This window comes from Lentzea indica, assembly GCF_012184385.1.
Lineage (GTDB): Bacteria > Actinomycetota > Actinomycetes > Mycobacteriales > Pseudonocardiaceae > Lentzea > Lentzea indica.
Genome location: NZ_VSRL01000573.1, coordinates 1 through 915, shown reverse-complemented (window position 1 = coordinate 915; position 915 = coordinate 1). Strand labels below are relative to the sequence as shown.

The following is a 915-nucleotide window of genomic DNA, read 5'->3' as shown; positions in this document are numbered from 1 at the left end:
GCGCGACGCCGCCCAGCAGCAACACCAGCAGCCCGCCGAGAGCGGCGCCGCTGACCGGGGTCAGCGCGAACGCGGCCGCCAACCCCGACTGCTCGACCACGACGGCGTTCGGCGGCACGACACCGGCGGACAGTCCGATCGCGACGTCCACGCGTTCACCAGCGCCGAGCTTGATCTCCTGCGCACGCACGCCCTTGCCGTCCGCGAGGTCAGCGCTGGTGCACGGCTGCGACGAGCCGACAGGGCCGGCGAGGCAGTTGACCGACGTCGGGGAGTCGGGTGCGGAGAACGTGACGGCGACCTTGTCGAGCTCGGTGTCCCAGCCGCCGGCGACCTGCCAGCGGACCTCCAGCGCGTCACCGACGGGGGCGACCGCGCCGACGACCGTGTAGGTCAGCGTGGCCTGGCCGCCCTCGAACGTGACGGAGAACTTGTCGTCACCGACGTTCGCACTGCCCTTGCCCTCGACCCTGGCGTCCGTGACCTGGTACTGACGCTCGAGGTCGTTGCCCACGGCGAGTCGCAAGGGGACGGTCCGCTTGACCGTCTTGCCGTCCGGCACGTGGACGGTCTCGGTGATGGACAGCTTCGAGTCGCGCTCCAGCTTCATCCGCACCTCGGTGCTGACGGTCCCGGGAAGCGGCTGCGCGAGCGCGCCAATGGCAGTCGCGGACGTCATTGCGGCGGCGATGAAGATCGCCACTCCCCAGTTCTTCAACACGGCTGCGGACAATAGCGGAGTCCTCATATGCTCTGGCGCACTTTCGAACAGACGCCATCTGGGGGATTTTCGGCGATGACGCAACCACCGCCGCCGGGCAATTGGCCGCCGCCACGCCCGGTCGGCCCGCCACCCGTGCCGGCCACCACCCCCGTACGGCCGCCGATGCCTCCCCGCCCAGCTCAGGGACCGCC

1 protein-coding gene is annotated in these 915 nt (G+C 70.6%); it reads right to left on the bottom strand.

Annotated features, from left to right (window positions below):
* The coding region (locus tag FXN61_RS49680) for a DUF2207 domain-containing protein (protein WP_167980670.1) at nucleotides 1-721 on the bottom strand (721 nt) is incomplete at its 3' end.
* Nucleotides 722-915 lie beyond the last annotated feature (194 nt).